Genomic DNA, 20,938 nt, shown 5'->3' with positions numbered 1-20,938 from the left:
GGGAGGTATGAGGGATGAGGGATGAAGTCTAGTAGGGGCACTGCTTACAAAACTTGTGGTTCAAAGCATGTGCTGGGTGGTGAACTACAATTGTGTGTTTTCAGGCGTTGCCAGGTGAATCGCTCTAATACTTAATCGCTAATGGTTTGCTCGACTAGGCGAGTTCCTAGGTTTTTGATGAATGAAATGGTTTTACCCTCGAAGATGACGGAAGCATCGGCTTTCAGGTAAGGAGTGGGTTCTAGACCAATTTCTGTGATTTCTAGCTGATAGGTGAGGGTGCCAGAGGTGGGGGTGACTTGGCCACGGCTGCGACCAGATTGGGTGAGGTGCATGATGGGGTCAAATTTGGCGTTTTGGGTGCGAGTTTGTAGTCCCAGGTAGAGAGCATAGAAGACAGAAACTTGAGAGCAGCCTTCTCCAATCAGCGTACCAGGTAGACAGTAGTCGTCTTTAAAGTGACAGTTGAAGTACCAGTGTTCTGGATTCAGGTCTTTTTCGGCAACAATGAGTCCTAGTCCCCAGGCTCCACCCGTGGGATCGATCGCTACAATCCGATCGACCATTTGCGTCAAAGGTAATGGAAATCTCAGGGCAGGATTGCGATCGCGAGGATGGTAGTCGGCTCCAAAACAAGAGAAATCGCCTTCACTGAGTCCAATCAGATCAGCCTTGTCAAAGTAGGTTTTTGAACAAGGCAACAGTGGCTTGAAGGACTGTTTTTGAATTTGGTTACGGGCGGCTTTTTCTCGATCGCTCAAGGTTACCCCTTGCCCTTTTTTCAGTTCGTCGTCAGTAAAGAATCCTGCGCCTCCACGGGCTTCGAGAAACTTGCGATCGCCCACAAAGATTTCAAACTCAAAGAAGTACAGCAGCGTATCGCCACTTCTCACAAACGACGTAATCTGTACACAGCAGCGAATGGTTTCACCGGGTTGGGGCAAGTCTCCAACAAAGCTAGCAATGCCGTCCAAGGCGCGATAAACTCGTTCTCCTTTGATCTCAAAATCGATGCCTAGGTAGCTGATCAAAATCATGTTGCCCTGGCAGGCCTCGATAAACATTGCACAGGGAACGGGATAGCCTGCTGTATCAGGAAGGTCAAACTCAGTTTCGATAAAGCAGGGTTCAAAACAGCCTCGCTTTGCCTGCATTTTGGTAACGCGACTAATAAATAAGTAGGGCGGCATGGGGAGGCGCACCCGTCGAGGATAAGTATCTACGATCGCATACTCTGACCCAAACACTTTAGACAGCTTACCTTCTGCAAATTCTAATACCTGGGCTTCGTCAAAAATTAGGGGGCGATCGAAGGAAGTTGCAGGTTGAGCAGGGGGAGGCGTAAGTTTAGTAGGTTCTTTAGGGGTATGGCGAGGCGGGGAAGCTTGTCTTCTGTCTATTGTCTGTTGTCCCTTGTCTCCCGTCTCCTGTCCACTGTCTCCTGTCCTATATCCTGTGTCGTTTGGACTGCCTATCATCTGTTGCAAAGCACTGACTTGAAGTTGGATCAGGCTACTCAATTGCTGTAGTGATTCCTGGCGAGTTTGTAGGAAGGTACGCTGAGTTTGAGTTGTGAGTGTGAGGTTTTCTCTAAGCGTTTGGTAGAGCTTGGACATAGGGCGGAGAGAGGTTGAAGACAAAGAATAAAGCCGTTCTAGAGCGGGAATCGTCTGGGGTAGCGGGTCGCTGGGCTTGCGATAAGGAAAGAGTGGACTCTTAGCGGGGCTGCTCTGAGTAGAATCAGGCGACCTGTACTCCGCAAAGATTTTCCGATTTTCCTCAGTGAGAATAGCGGCTCGAATGTCCTGACCTCCCAAGGTCACAGTTTTGATCAGCGATCGAGCCTTACGATCGACGATGGGAGGATACAGAGAAGACAAATCAACGGGAATTTGATGGCTCACCAACTTGGCTAGTAGTCGCACGATCGACACCGCATCTTCAACCCCTCTCGTCACAATGGGGATCGTAGTATGAGGCTTGTGCTTCAGGGTTTCTCGAATCCAACGAGAGCAGGTGCCCCCTGGGCCGACTTCTATAAAAATTCTGGCTCCGTCAGCATAGACGCGATCGACTAGACGCGGAAAGTTCAAAGGTCGAGTTAGCGCTTCAGCAACATTGTGGGCAATCTTCTGACTATCTAAGATCGACTTGTTGTAGGTAGCAGCCGTGTAGAGATTTACGTCTTCAATCTTCTGCGTAGGCAACACCATCCACCTGGCAAACTCATTGTATTCAGACCGCATGGGTTCACAGTGCAGCACATAGTTAGCAGGTGCCCGAAAAGATTCACACTCCAGGCGATCGATCATCTGCTGACAGCTTTTAGCATCTCCAGCAACGACGACTTCATTGGGAGTATTGATGTGGGTTAGATACACGCGATCGGTTTGCTTCAAGGCTTCCAGAACACGATCAGCCTTCGTCATCACAACGTAGGTACTCCAAAAATCGTCGCTGGCGGCCTCCTGACTGGGGGGCAATCCCCAATAGTCGCGCACAGCATTTTTAGGGCCAGAAAGCCTTGTCTGAAACAATGGAGAATCATCTGCACCGTGGGCAATAGATTCTGAACTTGTCCAAACATTGAGCGAAAACATCATGCTCACTTCGCCCAGACTGTAACCAAAAGCAATTTTGGGCTGCACCTGAAAATGATCTTTGAGCATCGCCGTCGCCACCATCGTCGAGAGCGTACCAGCCATCAGCATATTGTTAGCGTCTCCGATCATTTGGAGTTCTAACGCTTCTAGTTGCCGCACTGAAAAAGCTTCTAAACTGCGGGGATACAAGGCTTGATTAGATTGGTGAGATTGCTGTTGCTGAAGGTTGGTTTCCCCAAATAAAGTCAGCTTGTCGAATAAGTTGGGAAACAATCGGTAGGCTTCTCGCCCCATACCGATGTAAGACGTAAATGCACCCGGATACACAAAGGCAACATGACCCCCTTTACCCAGGGGATTCGCGGTGAAGTAGCTGCCTAGCGGTGTTTTCCACTCTCCATTCTGCTCAAAGGCTTTGGCAATTCCACTTCGGGCCCGATCGACTTCACGCCGAATGTCTTCTTTGCTATGCCCCACGATCGCTGCCGTGTAAGTAGATCTAGACTGAGCGCGAAATGTCTCGAATGCTCTTCCAGAAGCAATGACGAGGGAGGAAGACTGATCCAAAATCTGCTCAAGACCCGCTAGCTGATTTAGAATGCTGGCGCGATCGTCACCTGCGATCGGAAATAGCCGAAACGGAAGCTGTTCTAACACCCGATTACTTCGGCTGGACTGGTTGGGATCTTCTGACAAAATTACGTGGGCATAGGTGCGATCGAGTCCCAAGCCGTTAATTGCGGCAGTGCGTTTGAGGGCGCGATCGGGCACTGACCAGGGTCGAGAATCTGTAGCAACATAGAAAGGACTGCCCTGCCATAGTTCTGGCTGTTTGGGACGTGACCAGCGAGGGGTTGCGGGAATGTAGCGGTGATAGAGACAGAGTGCTGTTTTGATCAGACTTGCCATCCCAGACGCTGAGAAGGTGTGTCCAATGTTGGCTTTGACGCTGCCGATCGCACAATTCAATTCAGCCCCCGATTGATAAGCACGAGTTAGTCCCGCAACTTCTGCTGCATCTTCTTCAGCAATCCCGCTGCCAAACATTTCTACATAGCCTACTTCATCGGGCGTAATGCCTGCTTGCTGAAATGCTTGCTGACAGGACTGATCAACAGCTTGGGGCTGAGGCGACAAAGGTAAGTTGTTAGAGCGAGTTGGCTCATCCTGTACTAGACTAATCGCATCAACTACCGCATAAACGCGATCGTCCTGAGCAGTGTCCAGACGCTTGACGACGACGGCTCCCGCTCCTTCTCCGACCATCCAACCATTGCTGGCGCGATCGCAGCCCAGGGTAGCTGTCCCGGTGTTCAAGGGAGCAATCTGGCTTCTGAGTAAAACATTCTCAACCCCACCAGTCAGGTCAACCGCTCCTACTAGAACAGCATCCACCGTATTATCAGACAGTAGCATTTGAGCAACTTCTAACGCTTTGAACACAGAATTCTCTTCAGCAGAAACCGTGAACGTCGGGCCTGTGAAATCCCAGACCGTAGAGATCCGGCTGGCCATAATGTTGCCAATAAAGCTAATGCACTGATTCACCTGCATCGGCCCCTTTTGGAAGCCTTCTTTGAGAATTTCTTCTAGTTCCTCTTTCTTCTCAGGAGGTAGAACAATGCCCACTTTAGCCAAGGCTTCTTCTCCCTGCCAGAGCCAATCACAGCGGGCTCGATGTTGGTGAGACGCAAGCTCAGTAGACATCGCCACAATCACCGCCACATTAGCTCCTTCTTCTAGCCCAGCATCGCGGAGCGCATCGTCGGCTACTTTGAGAATCAACAACTGCTGAGGAATGGGCTGATCGTTTGCGTCGGGAGGAATGCGAAAATGCAGATAGTCTAGTTCAAATTCTTTGATATAGGCTCCCAGCGGGGGTTCAGCATTGGGCAAGTCAGCATCCGTCATCAGCGATTGTAGTTTCTCAAACCCCCGCCAGCGATCGCTGGGTAGCGGAATAAACTGCTGAGATCCCTCATAGATACAGCGATCGAAGGCATCCAGACTATGACACTGACCAAAAAACGCATCCATGCCAACGATCGCGAGTTTGGGCAGTTCTACTGGATTAGTGGGAGGAAGAACTTTATTAGAAGTTCCGTGTTCTAGTACCAGGTGAGAATTGGTGCCCCCAAAGCCAAAAGCACTGACAGCAGCGCGTTTTATCGGAGTTTGGCTATTCCAGGGAGTGACAGATTTGACGATCTGTTCAGGTGCGATCACATTGTTAACAGAACTCAGTGGCTCCTGAAGATTGAGCGTCGGCGGAATCACTCCTTCATTCATACTCAAAATCACCTTGAGCATACTGGGCATTCCCGCAGCCGTCAGTAGGTGCCCAATGTTGGATTTGACGGAGCCGATTTTAGGCTTGCCGCCATATTGCCCAAAAAAGGTATCCATTGAGTTGAGTTCGGTACGATCGCCCAGGGGCGTACCTGTGCCATGACATTCGACATACTGAATCGACTGCGGATCAATGTCTGCCGCCGCGTAGGCCCGCTCAAAAGCTAGTACCTGACCTCTGGGATTTGGGCTAAGAAAGTGCTTGCCTCTGCCATCATTGGAGAGTCCCAGTCCGAGAATTGTGGCATAGATACGATCGCCATCTCTGACCGCATCACTATAGCGTTTGAGTGCCAGCATTCCCGCGCCTTCTCCCGTCATCAAACCACCAGAATCCTGATCGAGTGGGCGACTGATGCCATCATCAGAGTAAGCCTGAAATAGCGAAAACGCCGTATGCGTCATGAAGGGATCAGTGCAGCTTACGGCTCCCGCTAACATCAAATCAGCTTTGCCAGAGGACAAGTAGTGACACGCCAACTTAACTGCATAGAGCGACGACGCACAGGCGGCATCCAGTGAAAAGTTAATGCCAGAAAGTCCTAATGCCTGGGCTACGATCGCCGACGGATACCCAGCCGTTAGCCCATTCAAAATCGACATCTGATCTGGACAAGGCAGATTGTTGAGCTTGAATTGAGGTTGATTAAAGAGTTCTTGAACGGCTGAAGCAATGATGCGTTGATAGATGGGAGCAATCAGTCGATAAGAAAATCGCGTCGGTGAAGAAAGGTTACCTAAAATCACGCCACATTTAGCAAGAACAGAAGCATTTTCTAAGTAGCCGCTGTCTTGTAAAGCTTGTTTGGCAATGTAGAGCGACCATTGATAAATGCTGTCTAAGCTTTGAAGAATTTCGGGAGCAATGTGATAGCCTGCGGGGTCAAGCTCAAAATTCTTAATGTAGCCACCCTTCATGCAGTAATACTTTCCCGTTTTTCCCGTTTTTCCCTTGACTGGATCGTAAAAGATTGCCGGGTCAACGCCCATTTGTTCTGCGGTGGAAAGCGAAATAGAATCGGTTTGATTGATTAAGTTTTGCCAGAACTCAGCAGGGCTTTTGGCATCGGGAAAAAGGCAAGATAGCCCAATAATCGCGATTTTCTCCATGATCAATCTCCTGATACGATTCCCTGCTTTCAGGGATGGGCAACTTGCGGCTAGACGGTTGTGGTCGAGGACGATCGCTCAAAAAGCTGGTTAAGGCGATCGCTGATAATCATTTTGACTCCAGACAGACGGGCGTAGACTTCATTCTCCTGGTCGTAGGCGGTGATGTTGGCTACGATTTCGGTTTCGGTTTTGAGTTGCAGTTCCATCACGGCGTAAAAGCGCTGCTCAAAGGCGATCGATTTGAATTGAGTAATCTGCTGAATTTCTAACGGCAACGCCCCGGTTTGATGGAAGTGTCTCAACCAAATCAAAATACTTTGAATGCCCACATCTTGAATGTAAGGATTGAACATTTCTGCTTGAAATTGTCCTTGATCTTTTGCCGCAATTCCAGGTAGAAAACACTGCATGATTAAGTGTTTTGAAGTGATATTCAATACCTGCTCAATTCCTTGAAAAGAGGCTCCATGAAACAGCGTTTTATCTTGATAATAAGACTGTCCAGAAATGACGCTGCCAGACTCATTGTTGAAAGCATTGTAGATGGGTGCGGGTAGGGCTTCCCGGCGCAGTGTCACCTGACCACTGTAGTGAAATCTCAGCTTTTTGAGTTCTGGCTCACTCCAGATTCTCACATCAAACTGAATCTCGTTATAGAGTTTGGCAACTTCTTGCACATCGACAATAAACTCTTCTGGCTGAGTCCGATCGAACACAATGCCTTTGAGAACTTTGAAGGTTTCCAGACCAAAAAAATGGTAGCCAGGATAAAGATGTTCACAGGTGCTAATCATCCAACCGGCCGCGCACATCGCAGGTAAAACGGGATGTCCCCCAATGACGTGATGCTGTAAAAAAGGATTGCGATCGCTCGTCAGGGTACGATGAATCCGATGTGTTTTGAGTTCTGTATCCAGAGGGTTAGCCTGTCGAGTCAGAGGACTCCCGATCACAACTTGAGCCGCTGTGTGAGCCGTTACCTCTTCCACAAACAGTTGTGCCCCGACCTCTAGCGGAATGACTTCTATTTGGCGTGCGGCAAAGGCTTGTTTGAGTTCGGGTGTGACCATGCCGCTATCCCACGGGCCCCAATTGATCGAGACAACGTGACATTGAGGATGGTGTTGTCGAATCAGATGAGCCGATTTGTTGAGAATTTCGTTAGCGATCGCATAGTCTGACTGTCCTGCGTTGCCGTAAAATCCAGCTACTGATGAGAACAATACGAGATGCTGAAGTTGGTTTGGAGAAACGCAGCTTAATAGATTTTCTAGTCCCTGGACTTTGGCAGCATAGACTAACTCAAAATCCTGTGCAGTTTTGTTCTCAATTAGCTTGTCGGCAAGGTTTCCAGCGCCGTGAACAATGCCTGTAATTCGTCCCAGTCGATTTACGACACCAGACAACTTTTCTTGCAGGGCGGGTCGATCAGTCACATCTACACTGAGATATTCTGCGGATCGATTTAACTGGGCTAGTTGTTGCAAGGTAGCCTCGATGTCGCGTCGGGCAGTCAGTGCCGTGAGTTGTTTCTGAACTTTGACGGGAGTTGGTTTCTCGCCAGTTTCGAGCAGTGCGGTCATTGCCCGTTTTTTGAGTTCAGCTTCGTCAAAACAATTCTCTGCCCAGGTAGGCTCTGGTGTCGCGATCGACGATCGTCCCAATAAAATCCACTTACACGGATACTGTTGAGCGAATCGGAGTACACATTGAGCCGTCACGCCCCTTGCTCCACCACTGACTAAAAACACGGATTCTGAATCGATTTGAGCAATCACATTAACCATAAGTGCCCCGACTCCAAGCTAGTTGTTAACTCATTGTGCTGACTTCTGCAATCAGCGTGGCTCTACCTTGCTCTCCGTAAGCGACTTCAGCAATCCCCCGATCGGGATCATGTAACTCAGCAAGAATACACTGGGCGGATTGACCAAAATCTAGACGGGGGCTAAGGTCGATCGCTCGACAAAACACCGATTCCCATTCAGCATTTAGCGTTTTGGTGAGTCCAAACAATCCCGCACTGATTGCACTAAACTTGAGCCGCTGACTTAGACCAAATGCGCCATCCAGTCGAGCCACTGTTAGAAAACAAGCGCGACCCACAGACCGGGGTTGAGTCAGCGATTTTTTGAGATGTTTGGCGATTAAAAAGACCTGCTGAACGATCGCTTTGTCTACTTCGGGAGCCTGGATTCCAGCATTCTGATAGTCCTCTAGACTGGGATTTAGGTGAATAAATGCACCGATCGGGCCGTAAGTATCTGCGATCGTGTTGAGTTGCCACTTTAACTGATCTTCGCTCCAGCCGTCCATTACGACTCGATTGATTCCCTCTGCAATGGTTGGTTTGGTCACCAAAGCGTGTGGAAAGCTCAGGACGACGACCTTCCAACCTTGCTGGATGAGAGACTTTGCGACTTTCATGGTCATCGGGGAACCCTCATCGGTCAGCAAACAAATCTGGTCTTTGGGCAAGGCAAAATCGAGGCGATCGGGATCGGGCAAAAATTGCAGTCTTACAGTCTGACGACGAATCGCATGGTTGGGCAACGGTGAACTCAGGCGGGACTGTTCGCTAAAACGGGTGCCTGAATGGTTTTTTTTTCCGTCCCAGTTTGTTTCATCTGCTCAACGATTTGTCTTAGCGTCCGCAACTCGCCCAAGTCTTCGGGGTTGGCCACCGGATAGTCAGGAAACTGCTGCTGCATCGTGCCCATGATTTCGACTCGCTTGATCGAGTCAATCCCCAAATCAGCCTCCATGTCCAGGTCTAACTCCAACATTTCTGCCGGATAGCCTGTCTTTTCGCTGACAATCTCTAGTAGCGCATCCACCAGAGCTGAGAGATCGTCTAAAGTCGGGTTATCGGGGTCAGAAACAGTAGGCTCGACCTCTTTGGTCACAACTACTTTGGCAGACTCTACTTCTAATACTCCAGTGTGATTGTTAATCGCTGGTAGGGAAGTTTCCTCTGATTTTGTATCTGATTTTGTAGTTGTCGGCACTGCAACCAAAGCAACCTGACGCATTTGTTCGATGATTTGTCCCAGCGTCCGCAACTCGCCCAAGTCTTCGGGGTTGGCCACCGGATAGTCAGGAAACTGCTGCTGCATCGTGCCCATGATTTCGACTCGCTTGATCGAGTCAATCCCCAAATCAGCCTCCATGTCCAGGTCTAACTCCAACATTTCTGCCGGATAGCCTGTCTTTTCGCTGACAATTTCTAGTAGCGCATCTACCAGAGCAGCCATTTCATCTGTTTTAGGCTCAGACGCTACCTGCTGTAAAACTTCGACTTTTGGAACTTCGACTTTGGGAACTTCAGCTTTAGCGACTGTAGGCTGGACTACCTTTGGAATGTCTTGCTGAAGCGATTCAACAGTCGTCACAACCTTGAAAGACTCAGCCGCACTAACCTTGAGAGCACCATTTTTGGCAATAGGTTGAGCGATCGCTTCCGGCTGTCTCACTGGGGGAACTGCCTTTGGTGTAATGTTCGCAGGTGTCGCGATTTCTTGTGAGTAACTTGCAGAGATGGTATCTGACAACACCGCTACTTTTTCTTGTAGAACCTTTGCCCCATTGTGTCTAGAAGGCTGTTCTGATGCAACTTCCCCAGAAACCAGTCCAGAATACTGATAATGCAAAACCTCAAAGAAACTGCGAGTGTGGTCTGCTTGATGTTGTAGCGTACGATCGTGAACCCGCAGCGTCTCGCCATGATGTTGATGAAACTGCGTCATACTGCGTTCCAGACTTTCGGCTACCGTCGTCTGAGCCTGGGGAGTCACAGTGTCTGAATTGCCAAACAAAGCATTCTGCTGCTGAGTCAAATCGAGAAAAGCTTGGGCATAGTCAATATGCTGCTGCAAATACTGTTCGTGTACTTGCAAAATGTCTTGTTGGCGGTGGCTAAATTCCGTCAGACTAGACTCCAAACTCTCTAAAATGCGTTGGTAGTGCAAAGGTAAGTTTGACATAGGGAGTCCCTTGGGTTCAGAAGGTGGCTGAATGGAAACAGGTTCAGGCTTGGAAGTCATCGTTTTGGGCTGAGAATGCTGGGGAGCAGAGTGATCGAGCGGTACAGAGTCAACCATTTTTTGAGTCACTTTTTGAGCGACCGCTTCTTGGGCGACCGCTTTTATCGTCTGGGCTGAATGTCCGTTTTGCGACTGCTCTTTGAGCGGCTCATCTTTTGGCGGCTCATTGCGCGCATGTCCGTTCGTCGCATGTCCGTTTGTCGAATGTCCGTTTTGCGACTGCTCTTTGGGTGCGGGTTTGGTAGATTGCAAAACTTTTTTTAAGTTTAGGTCAGCTTTGCGGCTGGAATCTGTGGTGGAGACAACTTCAAGGGAGCGATCCATCACGATCGCCTCTGGAATCGCCAATGTCACCTTATGCCCATCTTGCAGCGCCATGTCAAACGCCATTCTCGTCTTTTCGCTGATGTAGTTGGTCGCTGTTAATCGCACATTCAGCGCTTTGGCTCTGGGACTGACTTCAGGCGTGATTCGCTCTAGCGGATAGGGGTCAAAATCTCCCAAGGGTAGCCCCACAACCCGCAACTGCACCGCCGCCTCACGTAATTGACGATCGCTATCTTTGCGCCAGTTTGCATTCAGAGCGATCGCTTCATGGGGTTGGTCTGCCAAAATCTCTTTCACCAGATTGGTCAGCACATTTTTGGGGCCAAATTCCACAAAGCAAAAACCGCCATCCGCATAGATCGCCTCGATCTCCTGCCTGAAGTAGACCTTGTTGATCAGATGCTCCTTGAGAATTTTTTGAATCGTCGGCGCATCCAGGGGATACTGCTTGCCCGTCACATTGGTGTAAACCGGAATTTTAGGATTTGCAAAGGTCACCGACTCAACCGCTTGAGCAAACGGCTTTTGAGCATGGGCAACTAAGGGAGTATGAAACGCCGCCGCCACGGGGAGCGCGATCGCAGAGAGTCCCTGTTCTTGCAAAATCGTCTGCACTTTGGCAATTTCTGACTTGGCACCCGCCAAAACGACCTGTTGAGGAGAATTCAAGTTTGCGATCGTCACCTGGGGAAACGGTTGAATCAGTGCCTCGATGCGGCTGACATCCCCCTTCACCGCCAGCATTCCTCCCGCGTCGCTATTTCCTACGGGAGTCGCCATCGCCTGCCCTCTTGCCTTGATTAGACGGTAGTAATCCCCATCGCCCAACACGCCTGCTGCCCACAGTGCCGTCAATTCTCCAAAGCTGTGTCCTGCTACAAAATCAGGCTGAAATCCGGCTTGCTGCAATAGTTTGTAAAGTCCGCTGCTGAAGATCCCGATCGCGGGTTGGGCGTAGTCCGTTCGCTGTAGGGCTGCCACTTGATCTTGCTGCGATTGGCTCTCAAAGGTGGGTACAGGAAACACGACTTCTGACAACGGGGTTAGCCCATCCTGAATCATCAGCCGATCCATCTCGCCCAGTCCTTCTCGCAAGGTAGGAAAGTTGAGCGTGAGTTCTCGTCCCATTTCGAGATATTGCGATCCCTGCCCCGAAAACAGTGCCACTACTTTGCCTACCATGCCGCTTTTGCGGTAGTAGATACCTTGGGGATGGTTCCATCCATAAATCGTCAGGTTTTTCTGCAACTGCTCAATGCTGATTTGCAACAGATTACAGGCTTCGCTGCGTGACCCTGCCACAAATCCCAATCGAGCGGCATTTTGTTCAAGCGTCAGGTGTTTAGAAGCGTTTACGATCGCCAAATAGTCTCGATCGCCGCCCTCAGATTGCAACGTCTGCAAAATCGTTTGACAGTGCTGCAACAATTTTTCGGGAGTCGCGGCCGTCAAGAGTAGCGTCTGAATCGTACTGTGCAATCGATAAGACTGTTGATGTTCGGCTTGGTATTCTTCCAGCACGATGTGAAAGTTAGTGCCGCCAAAGCCAAAAGAACTCACGCCTGCGCGTCTGGGAGGCTCTCCAGCAGGGCGAATCCACGGTCGAGTGCGCGTGTTGAGGTAAAAAGGAGACGTTTGAATGCTCAACTTGGGATTGGGAGATGTGATGTTGATGGTCGCAGGCAGGATTTTGTGATGGAGTGCCAGTACTGCTTTGATCAAACTGGCCGCACCCGCCGCAGCTTTGGTATGTCCAATCTGTGACTTGACACTTCCTAATGCGATCGATTGCTGCTCCGCATCGGCTTCTCGAAACACCTGATCCAGCGCCGAAAACTCCGCCGGATCGCCTGCTGCGGTGCCTGTTCCATGCGCTTCGATCAAGCCCACCGTGGCTGGAGAAAATCCCGCTTCTTCGTAGGCTCGTCGCAAGGCTCTGGCTTGCCCTTCTGGGCGAGGTGCATAAATGCTTTTGTAGCGTCCGTCACTAGAAGAACCAATGCCTCGAATCACCGCATAGATGCGATCGCCATCCCGTTCGGCATCCTCCAATCGCTTCAGCACCAGCATTCCCACGCCTTCGCCAACCAGCATTCCGTCAGACTCTGCATCAAAGGGTCGGCTTTCCTGACGTTTGGAAAGCGCAGGCGTTTTACTAAAACAGAGATAAGTGACGATCGAGTTGTCAATATCAATGCCCCCGGTCAGCATCAAGTTGGCGCGGTGTTCGCTCAATTCACTGACTGCCATCTTGAAAGCGCTGAGAGAACTGGCACAGGCGGCATCGATCGCGCAGTTAGTGCCTCCAAAATCAAGCCGATTGGCAATCCGTCCCGCGATCACGTTGGTCAACATGCCCGGAAACGAATTTTCTTCCCAGTCGAGGTAGGCGAGTTTGATTTTTTGAACAATCCGCCGCGTGTCTTCATCTGATAAACCACTGTTTTTAAGAACTTTTTCCCAGACGGGGTATTGCATTCGGGCAGTTAACGGGCCGCTCAACGGCCGTCCAACAGCAGCACCGAGAATCACACCAGCCTGATCGCGATCGAACTGCCGAGTCTCCCCATAGCCCGCATCTTCCATCGCTTTTTTGGCAATCACCAGCGACACCAACTGCGACACATCCGTAAATTCCAGAATGTTGGGAGGTAGCCCAAACTCCATCGGATTAAAGTCAATATCTGGGATAAATCCGCCCCGCTTACAGTAGGTTTTGTCTTGTGCTTTGGGGTCGGGATCATAGAATTCATCGACATCCCAGCGAGACGACGGAACTTCGGTAATACAGTCCACCTCGCGCATGATGTTGTCCCAATATTCCTGAAGATTTTTAGCCTCCGGAAAGAGAGAAGCCATACCAATAATGGCGATCGGGGTGCTTTTGAGCTGCCGATTGGTCTTGTTGATGTCCACCAATGTTTCAGACCTCGCTTTTTTTTTGTTTTTACTCTTTATTAGCTCTAATAGCGCCTTCTCAAAGTTGCCAACTTCGCTGTGTAGCTGTGCCAAGATCGGGTCAATCCTAGAAGTAGACATAGACAAACCCTTATTCGTGATGGATGAATGCTTGCGAAATAACCGTCGCGATCGGAGATCAATAGCTCACTAGCATAAGCTTCGCCAAAATAGATAAACTCACTTGATCGGTAGAGGTTATTCAATTCGCTTTACCAACTAACGTCGTGATTAACCTGACTGTCGAGAGTACACACAGTTAGCCCACCAACGGCAGGTGGGAAGGTCAGGGGGTGTGAGCCGCCCTACCAAAAATGCACGCTCTATAATGACTGGGTTAATCAGTGAAAGCTAGTGTTGCCCTAACTTTTAATCGATCGAGAGAACTATGAGTTAACACACGCAACTGAATAATAAGAACTGGGCAGTAGATCAATGACATTGTTGAGACTACTAAAGTAGGTTCTCAAGGCCACCGCCTTTTTGCCAGTAAATTCAAGCCATTCGTAATGGTGAGGACTATGAGAAATATCTTCCTTCCGAGCCAACGGGAACTTGGGAGTCACCATCAAAATCGCTACACTGTCTTCTCCAGAGGAAGTATGGCTTTCAAGGTCAACGGCAGCAATGTAAGCAGTGTTGATGACAAGACTGTCAACTCTGATAAACGCCATAGTAGTAGATCCCCCAAAATTAGAGCAAGACTTGATACTAGAAATCAAAGCCTCAAAACAATCAATCTTTCGGGCTTGTGTCTGCTTAAATCAAATCTAGAGTAGGAGCGATAGTCACTTAGTAGTCAACCCTACATTATTGGTCAAGAAATTGAAAAGATTTACCTTCGGGAGCCAGATTTAAGCTTTGTGTCCAAGTTCTTTACGCGAATCACCCATCTGTTTTACCTTGCCAGTTGGGTCAGAAGTGGGCTGTACAGACCTTTGCCAGCCATACTGTTTACGTGACTTGAGGAACTGCTAACGGTGTGAGTCAGACCATCCGGGACTTACTCTGCCACTCTTGAGAAGAATGACAGGATTCAGAAGCGTTCAAGACCAGCAATTCAGAGCGTAGAAATCTCAGGTCTCTTAACTTCGGTGGAAGGTCAGAGATGCGATTTCATTTGCAGAAAGGTTATCACAGGCGGTATGGAAACTTCCAGTAAATTAACGGAATCTTCATCAAAAAAACACAATACCCCGGAGTTAGAAAAAGAGGTCTGAGGTGCGTAGTTGTCGCGAGTCTTGAGGTTTTTTCCGTTTCAGTCCCCCACTTTTTCGCTCAGTGTGCCAAAAACCACCCCTCACCGTTCAGCCCCTCCTCCAAAGGTTGCCTGTTTTCCGGTGAAAGACTGCCAGTTCGCGATCGCCCGCTCGATACAGTCTGGCTCCTGATCCCCCACAAAACAAATGCGCCCCATCCGCTCACAGACCATCAACACTTCACCGTGACCCATAAATGGCGCAATCACAAAATTCCCAGGTTGGGCGTAAGCACTGATTAGATAAGCCACGATTCCTTCAACTCCGCGCACGGCGATCGCTGCCTGGGGTTTGGAGATCGTCTGACGAGAAAAAACCGCCGCATAAAGGTCGCCCAGCATCCACTCAAACTGAAAGGGCATCTGATGTTGATGACAAAAGTCGTGAACGGTTCCCTCAGAGCGCAACACCACTACTACCCTGGCTTCATCGATCAGATAATCGTGGTGCCAATCCGCCGAAAGGGTCGCGATCGCAAGCGCTGCATTAGAGGGCAAGCACTCGACAAACTGAGAACTGGTCGTATCGCCGCAGTAGACAAAATGGCGATCCAGGTTCCATTCGTCCCCAGCCTGAACGTTGGGCGTGATTGTAGAGAAGTCTGAATTTGACAGTCGCTGACTTTGTTTGGCAATAGATTTGGCTTCTTTTTCGGCAGCGATCGCGTTCAGCGCTACAATTTGTAACTCTTTTTGTTTTGCCCTGGCCGCCGCAGCGAGTCTGGTCAGTTTGTCGCTCTCTGCGTGCTGCTTTTGGTCACGAGCGATCTGGGCGGCTTGTTCGGCTTGTTCTGCCTGCTGACGCTCCTGGCTTCCGGCGCGGGCCACTTTGAGTAAGGCGGTTGGGCTACTAGCCAACTCAGTGGTTCGCAAGATTTCTTTGACTTCTGGAACAATGCTCCGAGCGATCTGTTTGCCGTGCTGAAAGGTACGATCGGTGTAGCCTGTTTCTTTCGCGAGTTCTAGAGTAGTTTTGAGCAAAGGTGAAACGGTTTCACCCCCTTTTGAGCGATATTGATTTTGTCCCGGTTTGGCTCTTAGCCCCATTTTGTCGAGGATACGATCGCGCTCTAGCCAAAGCTCCGATCGCTCTAGGGCATTTAGCTCACTGCGGATCAGGTTTTCATCAATTTCTGCTAATCGACTATGGTTGGCATCTTCACAGGTAATGATGGTACACTCAATTTGAGTCAGCCCAATCAGCTTACAAGCGGTGAGTCGGTGAAGTCCGGCGACCAAGTTGAAATTTTGGTCTATAGTAATAGGATTTAGTAGTCCATTCGCCTTGATGGACTCCATTAGTTCAGCAACTTTCTCATCTTTGATAGGTCGGCGGTTAAGCCCAACGCTGACTTGATCAATTGCGATAGTGGGCATAAGTTTAGAATCTTGTGTTCAACTTTTAGATATTGGCTATTCCAACGCTCTTCTCGCTCACTGTTTGATGACTGTATCATATCTCACATTCCCCTATCCTGGGGCTGTGCCAAAAATGCTACTTCAAGACTGAGTTGGTTAAGTTTTTCAGCGCAACAAATCTTTATTTCCTCTCATCACTGTATCAGTGTTTGCAGCCTTTTTGGGTAGGATGGCCAAAATCTTGAGTAAAAAGCTTGCATTCTGGTGTGACCAGGGAGAGTTGTTTCGCAGTGTTGGTACTTACAAGCGGGTGTGATCGTACTTAGATTGATTCTCTTGATGCTCGATCGGGCATTCATTCTATAAAACCTTAAACGCTCTTGTTGTCCCTCTTTAAGGATTTTGTATGTCGCTTTTTTCACCCTTTGGACAATTGACCCTGCCCTCACTGAATTGGATTCCGTTACTTCCTCCGCTCAATACGGCGATTGTTCCGGCAAATAGCACAATTTCTTCTTGGAATGGCCCTTACAGTAGTGGTCAAGTCGTGGTCAATCCAGACGGCAGCACCACCAGCACCTGGAGCGGCCCTTACAGCAGCGGTCAGGTTGTCGTCAATGCGGATGGAACGGTTAGAACGAATGACAGCACCAGCAGTTGGAGCGGCCCTTATAGTAGGGGTCAGGTCGTCGTCAATCCCGATGGCACCACTAGCACGACTAGCACCTGGAGCGGCCCTTATAGTGGTGGTCGAGTCGTCGTCGATGCGGATGGCGCGGTGACAACGAGTGGGGGCACCAGCAGTTGGAGTGGCCCTTATAGTAGGGGTCAGGTCGTGGTCAATCCCGATGGCACGACTAGCACGACTAGCACCTGGAGCGGCCCTTATCGTGGTGGTCAAGTCATTGTCGATTCGGATGGGGTTAGCGATGACAGCACCTGGAGCCGTCCTTATCGCGATGGTTTAGTGAAGGTTGATTTGGGCAAAGGCACCTCAACTGTTTGGAATTCAGCAGACAGCAGTGGCAGAGTGATTGTCAATCCTGCGGGTGGCACCGTCAGCACCTGGAATGGCCCCTACAGTAGCGGTCAGGTTGTGGTCGATTGGGGAGGCGATACCGTCGTTTCCTGGAATGATGGTCAGGAAGTTGTGGTCAGCCCAGAGAGCGGCACCCTGGTTAAAGATCGGAGCAAAGCAACCTCAGTTTTAGTTGGCTCGACGATCGATCTAGGGCCAGGTCGGGTCACAGTAGGAACCGATGGCAGCACCACAATCACTTGGGAAGGCAGAGAAATCGTCGTCCAGCCCAGCTTCACCAAAGTGAACTATGGAAGTGGCATCGTTGTAGACATTCAAAGCGAAAAGACCCGCGTCGATTATGGGTTTAGCAGCACGATCGTTGGTCTTGATAGGGGGGCGATCGTCAGCTCCGATGAAACCGCCACCGTAATTTCTTTGATCAACAAGCTGTTTCCAGTCCAATAGAGTTCTTGAGTGAGGAGTGAGGTGTCAACAATCAAGAGCAAGTTGCTCAACCATCCCTGAACTCAAACCTCATTTTTTCCTCCTCCTTGCCAAGCCAAGTTCTCCCTCCTCCCTCCTCCCTCCTTCCTCCCCTTGAGGCCCCTACGATGGTACAAAAAAAAGTCGAACAGTATGTTGAACCAATTAGTCCATTTACCCAGCCCAAACGATCGTGGATCTTTAACCTTGCTGTTGCAGTAATGCTGGCGGTGGGGGCGAGCGGTGGGTATCTGCTCATTCAGAAGCGATCGGTTACACAAACTCCTGCACCTGTAGTTAAAGCCAGTGCCAAACCTGCGATAAGGGCCGTTGCTGCGTTGGGACGCTTGCAGCCAAAGGGTGAAATTACTCGCTTGTCTGCATTCAACTCATTGGAGGGGGCGCGCATTGATCAACTGTTTGTCAAAGAAGGTGATTCCGTTCGGGTAGGTCAGATTGTCGCAACCTTGACAACTCGCTTAAGCCGTGAGGCATCGTTGGTTAAGGCTCAAAAACAAGTTCAGATTGCTCAGGCTCAGTTAGCTAGGGTCAAAGCTGGAGCCAGAACCGATGATATTAATGCTCAAAAAGCAGCGATCGATCGACTGCAAGCAGAAGTTAACAATGCTCAACTAGAGTATCAACGCAATCAGACTTTGTTTACAGAAGGAGCGATTTCTGCTTCGGTGCGAGACAGCAAACAATTGGCAGTAGAAACCCTTCAGGCACAACTCAATCAGGCAAAAGCAAACCTGGGCAGTGTCGTAGAAGTGCGTCCAGTGGATGTAAATGTGGCAGAGGCGGAAGTGGCTAATGCGATCGCGGCGGTCAAAGCGGCCGAAACGGATTTAGAGTTAACCAATATTCGATCGCCTATCTATGGACAAGTACTAAAAATTCACGCGCGATCGGGAGAAATTGTGGGCGCAGAGGGGATTGCTGAAATCGCTGACAATGACACGATGTACGCAGTGACAGAAGTCTATGAAACAGATATTAAAAAGATCAAAATTGGTCAACAGGCGACGATTACTAGTGATGCGATCTCAGGAGAACTTAAGGGTACGGTTGCTGAAATTGGGCTACGAGTTGGGTCACAGGATACGTTTAGCATCAATCCACTTGCCAAAACAAATCGTAGAGTGATTGAGGTCAAAGTTGAGTTAACGCCAGAGGATAGTCAGCGAGTTTCAGGACTAACTAATTTGCAGGTTCAGGTGATTTTCAAGAAATAGTTTGAGAGGAAAAATAACCATGCTGTCTATTCCGATCGCTTGGCTACAACTTACAAGACAAAGAGTTCGATTTTTGGTCACGTTGGCGGGGGTTGCGTTTGTGGCAATTCTATTGTTCATGCAGCTTGGCTTTCAGGATGCGCTATATGAGAGTGCGGTTAAAGTACATCGTAGTCTGCGAGGTGATATCTTTTTAATTAGTCCTCAATATGCGTCGCTTACCTCTCAACAAAGCTTCCCTAGAGAACGATTATATCAAGCATTAGCGTTAGATGAAGTGGAATCTGTAAATTCACTCTACCTGCAATTTGGCAAGCTCAAAAATATTAAAACGGGTGAAAAAAATTCGCTATTTGTGTTTGGGGTTGATCCCGCTAATCCTATTTTTACAATTCCCGAAATTAACGAGCAATTAGATCAACTTAAAATCTCCGATCGTGCTCTTTTTGATCGAGCTTCTCGTCCTGAGTTTGGCCCGATCGCTGAAACGTTTAACCAAAACAAATCAGTGGATATTGAGATTTCACCGTTCAACGAATTGACTTTTTCTAAAGCCTTAGAAGTTCGAGGTTTGTTTACGTTGGGGCCGTCTTTTGGCGTAGATGGCAACTTGATTGTCCCTTATTTAACTTTTGGAGAAATGTTTTTAGAACGAACACCCGAAGAAATTGATGTGGGAGTAGTTACCTTAAAAGCAGGTCAGGATAAGTACCGTGTTTTGAAAAAATTGAAGGCGAGGTTACCTAATGATGTAAGAATTTTTGACCTGAATGGATATAGTCAACTAGAAAAGAAATACTGGGCAGAACGAACCCCGATCGGCTTCACGTTCACCTTGATGGTGACAATGGGATTTATTGTAGGAGTCGTGATTGTCTATCAGATTCTCTATAGCAATATTGCTAATCATCTCGTTGAGTTTGCAACGATTAAAGCGATCGGCTATAGCAATAATTACTTGTTCATAGCAGTTTTTCAACAGGCTTTTATTCTAGCGACATTAGGATTTATTCCCGGATTTGCAATTTCTTTGCAATTGTATGATCTGGCAAAAAATGCAACTCATCTTCCTGTAATTATGACACCCAACCAGGCAATTAGTGTATTAACTTCGATTTTTACCATGTGCCTGATTTCTGGTGCGATCGCCGTCAACAAACTACGATCGGCAGACCCCGCAGATATTTTTTAATGAACAGGTCTATTGACTATGTATTCAGACTCGATTCTTTCTATTGAAAACTTGAATCATCACTTGGGATCAAGGTCATTACGCAAGCAAGTGTTATTTGATATCAACTTAAAGATTAGACCTAGAGAAATTGTCATCCTGACAGGGCCCTCCGGTTCAGGGAAAACGACTTTGCTGACCTTAATTGGTGGACTGCGATCGATACAGTCAGGCAGCCTCAATTTTTTAGGATTAGAACTACGCGGAGCTAGTCAATCTCAGTTAGTGCAAGTTCGTCAACATATTGGTTATATCTTTCAAGCACACAATCTGCTGAGTTTTTTAACTGCTCGACAAAATGTTCAGATGGCTGCTGAAGCTCGCCGCGACTTTTCAAAACGGGAAGCAAGATCGCGATCGGAAGCTATGCTGCAAGCTGTCAAACTAGGCGATCAGTTGAATAAATACCCTCAGACTCTTTCGGGTGGACAAAAACAACGAGTTGCGATCGCCCGCGCCTTAGTCAACCATCCCAAATTGATTTTAGCTGACGAACCAACCGCCGCCCTCGATAGTAAAACCGGACGCGATGTTGTAGATCTCATGTATCGGCTAACTCGTGAGCAGGGTTGCGCTTTGTTAATGGTGACGCACGACAATCGAATATTAGACATTGCCGATCGCATTATTCACTTGGAAGATGGTCAGTTAATGACCAAAGCATTGACTTAGATGTAATAAAACCGACCCTTGCGTAGGGTGTGTTGAGCCACGCGAAACGCACTAATTGCAACCATTGGCGGTGCGTTTCTCTATCGCTCAACACACCCTACAAAATTCGGTATTATTCAATTCTCATTCCTTAGACGGATAGGGTGATCGATCGCCCAAAATATGACTTGCAATCTACTGAGACTTTTTACCTGACCCGTCTTCTGCTTTTGCCTCCAAGCGACAACGCGACGACTCCTTGAAGCGTGAGTTCACTGCCCTCTCTTGCATTCCACCTTCTTCGTTT

The 20,938-nt window shown here is 48.8% G+C and carries 10 protein-coding genes; 4 read left to right on the top strand and 6 right to left on the bottom strand.

Annotated elements, in window-relative coordinates:
* Positions 1 to 131: 131 nt before the first annotated feature.
* The 6 genes from ACKFKF_RS10975 to ACKFKF_RS10950 form a co-directional block, all read right to left on the bottom strand.
* The gene (locus tag ACKFKF_RS10975; RefSeq protein ID WP_446867749.1) at positions 132 to 6,062 is read right to left on the bottom strand and encodes a PfaB family protein; all 5,931 of its coding nucleotides are present in this window, start codon (positions 6,060 to 6,062) and stop codon (positions 132 to 134) included.
* Positions 6,063 to 6,112: 50 nt separating this feature from the next.
* On the bottom strand, positions 6,113 to 7,852 hold the full coding sequence (locus tag ACKFKF_RS10970; protein ID WP_446867748.1) for an SDR family NAD(P)-dependent oxidoreductase: 1,740 nt from the start codon (positions 7,850 to 7,852) through the stop codon (positions 6,113 to 6,115).
* A gap of 25 nt (positions 7,853 to 7,877) precedes the next feature.
* Entirely contained in the window at positions 7,878 to 8,618 is a 741-nt protein-coding gene (locus tag ACKFKF_RS10965) for a hypothetical protein (protein WP_446858903.1), read from the bottom strand.
* An 8-nt stretch (positions 8,619 to 8,626) separates the two neighbouring features.
* Positions 8,627 to 13,474: a beta-ketoacyl synthase N-terminal-like domain-containing protein gene (locus ACKFKF_RS10960; RefSeq protein WP_446867747.1), complete on the bottom strand. Its 4,848-nt coding sequence runs from the start codon at positions 13,472 to 13,474 to the stop codon at positions 8,627 to 8,629.
* 305 nt (positions 13,475 to 13,779) lie between these two features.
* Entirely contained in the window at positions 13,780 to 14,067 is a 288-nt protein-coding gene (locus ACKFKF_RS10955) for a hypothetical protein (protein ID WP_446858905.1), read from the bottom strand.
* 626 nt (positions 14,068 to 14,693) lie between these two features.
* Positions 14,694 to 16,028, bottom strand: coding sequence for a ParB N-terminal domain-containing protein (locus ACKFKF_RS10950; protein ID WP_446867746.1), 1,335 nt, complete (start codon positions 16,026 to 16,028; stop codon positions 14,694 to 14,696).
* A gap of 388 nt (positions 16,029 to 16,416) precedes the next feature.
* Here ACKFKF_RS10950 and ACKFKF_RS10945 point away from each other — a divergent pair, with 388 nt between their 5' ends.
* The 4 genes from ACKFKF_RS10945 to ACKFKF_RS10930 all read left to right on the top strand — a co-directional run bounded on the left by ACKFKF_RS10945 (position 16,417) and on the right by ACKFKF_RS10930 (position 20,652).
* The gene (locus tag ACKFKF_RS10945) at positions 16,417 to 17,496 is read left to right on the top strand and encodes a hypothetical protein (protein ID WP_446867745.1); all 1,080 of its coding nucleotides are present in this window, start codon (positions 16,417 to 16,419) and stop codon (positions 17,494 to 17,496) included.
* A gap of 146 nt (positions 17,497 to 17,642) precedes the next feature.
* Positions 17,643 to 18,749: an efflux RND transporter periplasmic adaptor subunit gene (locus tag ACKFKF_RS10940; protein WP_446867744.1), complete on the top strand. Its 1,107-nt coding sequence runs from the start codon at positions 17,643 to 17,645 to the stop codon at positions 18,747 to 18,749.
* 19 nt (positions 18,750 to 18,768) lie between these two features.
* Positions 18,769 to 19,941: an ABC transporter permease DevC gene (devC, locus tag ACKFKF_RS10935; protein WP_446867743.1), complete on the top strand. Its 1,173-nt coding sequence runs from the start codon at positions 18,769 to 18,771 to the stop codon at positions 19,939 to 19,941.
* Between the two features lie 18 nt (positions 19,942 to 19,959).
* Complete coding sequence (locus tag ACKFKF_RS10930; protein WP_446867742.1) at positions 19,960 to 20,652, top strand: DevA family ABC transporter ATP-binding protein; 693 nt, start codon at positions 19,960 to 19,962, stop codon at positions 20,650 to 20,652.
* Positions 20,653 to 20,938: the final 286 nt, after the last annotated feature.

This window comes from Phormidesmis sp. 146-12, assembly GCF_052939495.1.
The sequence above is the reverse complement of the archived record's forward strand: the minus strand, read 5'-3'. Positions and strand labels throughout refer to the sequence as shown.

Excerpts from the sequence above, each read along its gene's own strand:
- ACKFKF_RS10945 (WP_446867745.1), top strand. The coding sequence starts at position 16,417 with ATGTCGCTTTTTTCACCCTTTGGACAATTGACCCTGCCCTCACTGAAT.
- ACKFKF_RS10940 (WP_446867744.1), top strand. The coding sequence starts at position 17,643 with ATGGTACAAAAAAAAGTCGAACAGTATGTTGAACCAATTAGTCCATTT.
- ACKFKF_RS10975 (WP_446867749.1), bottom strand. The coding sequence starts at position 6,062 with ATGGAGAAAATCGCGATTATTGGGCTATCTTGCCTTTTTCCCGATGCC.
- ACKFKF_RS10930 (WP_446867742.1), top strand. The coding sequence starts at position 19,960 with ATGTATTCAGACTCGATTCTTTCTATTGAAAACTTGAATCATCACTTG.
- ACKFKF_RS10950 (WP_446867746.1), bottom strand. The coding sequence starts at position 16,028 with ATGCCCACTATCGCAATTGATCAAGTCAGCGTTGGGCTTAACCGCCGA.
- devC (WP_446867743.1), top strand. The coding sequence starts at position 18,769 with ATGCTGTCTATTCCGATCGCTTGGCTACAACTTACAAGACAAAGAGTT.
- ACKFKF_RS10960 (WP_446867747.1), bottom strand. The coding sequence starts at position 13,474 with ATGTCTACTTCTAGGATTGACCCGATCTTGGCACAGCTACACAGCGAA.
- ACKFKF_RS10970 (WP_446867748.1), bottom strand. The coding sequence starts at position 7,852 with ATGGTTAATGTGATTGCTCAAATCGATTCAGAATCCGTGTTTTTAGTC.
- ACKFKF_RS10955 (WP_446858905.1), bottom strand. The coding sequence starts at position 14,067 with ATGGCGTTTATCAGAGTTGACAGTCTTGTCATCAACACTGCTTACATT.